Source organism: Streptomyces sp. NPDC060198, assembly GCF_042728415.1.
Classification (GTDB): domain Bacteria; phylum Actinomycetota; class Actinomycetes; order Streptomycetales; family Streptomycetaceae; genus Streptomyces.
The window spans coordinates 1-2484 of the sequence record NZ_JBHWZJ010000609.1 but is presented as its reverse complement, the minus strand read 5'-3'; the positions used below and the strand labels follow the sequence as shown (position 1 = coordinate 2484).

Annotated in this window: 3 protein-coding genes; 2 read left to right on the top strand and 1 reads right to left on the bottom strand. The window is 69.3% G+C overall.

From position 1 onward, the window contains the following. Positions 1–626 (bottom strand): NADPH-dependent F420 reductase (locus ACFWEP_RS34050; RefSeq protein ID WP_387376088.1); only part of this gene is annotated, 626 nt, incomplete at its 3' end. Between the two features lie 185 nt (positions 627–811). On the opposite strand from ACFWEP_RS34050, the gene ACFWEP_RS34045 reads away from it, so the two are divergent. Then, entirely contained in the window at positions 812–1363 is a 552-nt protein-coding gene (locus tag ACFWEP_RS34045; protein WP_387376086.1) for a GH25 family lysozyme, read from the top strand. Between the two features lie 140 nt (positions 1364–1503). Then, on the top strand, positions 1504–2484 hold a 981-nt coding region (locus ACFWEP_RS34040; protein WP_387376084.1), incomplete at its 3' end, for a zinc-dependent alcohol dehydrogenase.

Here is a 2484-nt window from a genome sequence, read left to right as displayed (position 1 = left end):
GCCGCGGCCAGGGCCTCGCGAATGGCTCCGACATCGCCCCGGTCGCCGTACACCGGTGTGCCGGGCTGCTGACGCCATGACTCGTCGAGGCCGCCGGCGTCGACCGTGTCGAACCCCAGCTCGTCGATGAGCTCCCGTACCACCTTCTTCGCGGCCTCGTCGTCCCCCGCCACGGGCAGTGCCTGCCTGCCGGGAGTTCCTTGCGGGAGTCCCCGGTCCAGGATGTCCTGGGCGAACGTGCCGTTGAAGGCCTTGACGACGGGGTGGCCGATCCTGGCCTCGGTCCAGCGGCTCTCGGGCAGCCCGTCCTCGATCTCCTCGATCCGGCCGTCCCGCTGCCGCGGGTAGTAGTTGCCGGTGTCGATCACCACGGCGCCGTCGGCCGCGTGGTCCAGGAAGCCGGCGGGCAGGTCCGGGACGGACTTCAGCGGCACGGTGACCACGACGATGCGCGCGTCGCGTGCCGCTTTTGACGCCTCGGCGGGCGTGGCGCCGGTTTCCGCGACAAGCGCTTCGAGGGTCTCGGGGCCGCGCGAATTGGCGACGGTGACCTGGTGGCCGAGGGCGGTCAGACGGCGGGTCAGATTGCCGCCGATATTTCCCGCACCGATGATACCGATCTGCATATGATCCGACCTTCTCTCTCGTGCCGGAGGGCTGAATGGTCACTCTTCGTGGGCCAACATTCGTGCCCTGCCCGCTATTCCCTCTGGAGAATCGATACTTCCGCCGAAGCGGAGATGGGGCGCGCCCGAGGCGGGCATCTGAAGGACGAGGACGGACATCCCGGACCTCGCCGGAAGGTGGCCCCATGCTGCACGGAATCGATGTCAGCTCCTATCAGGAGACCTTCGACACCGACGGAGTGGACTTCGTCTTCATCAAGTCGACGGAGGGGCGTTCCTACGTCAATCCGCACTTGGCCGCGCAGGTGAAGCGGGCGCGGGACGCCGGCTGTGTGGTCGGCTTCTACCATTTCCTCTGGCCCGGGCACGTGGCGGCACAGGTGCGCCACTTCCTCGCCGGAACGCCGGAGAAGGCGGGGGACCTCTTCGCCGTCGACTGGGAGGAAACGGGTGACGGTACCCGGGCCGGCAACGCGGACAAAGACAAGTTCCTCCACGAGTTGAAACGGCTCCGTCCGGACCACCGGGCCCTGCTCTACTGCGGCCGTTCGTTCTGGCTCGACGTCGACAGGACCTCGTACGCGGGTGACGGCCTGTGGATCGCGGATTACGTGGCGCCGGGAGAGCCGCGCATCGAGGCGGAGTGGCGTTTCCACCAGTACACGGACCATCCGCTCGACAAGAACGTGGCGGCCTTCGCCTCACCCTCAGAGCTGCGCGACTGGGCCGGGGGATAGGGCTGTACCGTGCGCCTGCGCGCGCCCGCGCCGATCGGACGCAGCCCAGCTGGCTTAGTATATTTTGTGGCGAAATGTCCGATGTGGTGCGCAGGTGGCTCCCGATGCCTCCGACGCGCCGGGCGAACGGAGGAGTGCCCGTGAAAGCCGCCGTGGTCCGCAGTTTCACCGAACCCCTGAGCGTGGAGGAGAGGCCCGTCCCGACCCCCGCGCCGCACCAGGTGCTGGTACGGATGGAGACCTCCGGCCTCTGCCACACCGACATCCACGCCGCCCGGGGGGACTGGCCCGTGAAACCGGCGCCCCCCTTCGTGCCCGGGCACGAGGGTATCGGCGTGGTCGAAGCCGTCGGTGAGCAGGTGAAGCACCTCTCGGCGGGGGACAGGGTCGCGATCCCCTGGCTCGGCGAGGCCTGCGGCCACTGCGACCACTGCGTGTCCGGCTGGGAGACCCTCTGCCTGGAGCAGAGCAACAGCGGCTACTCCGTCGACGGCAGCCACACGGAGTATGCCGTGGCCCACGGCACCTACGTGGTGCCGGTGCCCGAGGGGATCGACCCTCTCGACGCCGCCCCGCTGACCTGCGCGGGAGTGACCACGTACAAGGCGGTGAAGCTCTCCAGCGCCCGTCCCGCTGCCCGGGTCCTCGTCTCCGGAATCGGAGGCCTCGGCCACCTCGCGCTCCAGTACGCGCGGATCTTCGGCGCCGAGACCATCGCGGTCGACGTCATCGACGAGAAGCTGGCGCTGGCCCGGGATCTGGGCGCGGACCACGTCATCGACGCCCGTACCCAGGACGTCGCCGAGGAGGTCCAGAGGCTGGGCGGCGCCGACGCGGCCATCTCCCTGGCCGTCAGCAACGAGTCCTTCTCCGCCGCGTACGGCTCGCTCCGCCGGGGCGGGACGCTGGTCCTCGTCGCGCTGCCGGCCGAGGGCACGCTCGCGCTGCCGGTCTTCGACACGGTCCTGAACGGCATCACCGTCGTCGGCTCGATCGTCGGAACGCGCGAGGACCTGGCGGAGGTCTTCCGGCTGCACGGCCTCGGCCGGACCCGGGTCGTCAGAGAGACCCGGAAGCTCGACGACATCAACAGCTCGATCGACGAGGTGCTGGAAGGGAAG

Coding starts and splice junctions, on each gene's coding strand:
- ACFWEP_RS34045 (WP_387376086.1), top strand. CDS start 812: ATGCTGCACGGAATCGATGTCAGCTCCTATCAGGAGACCTTCGACACC.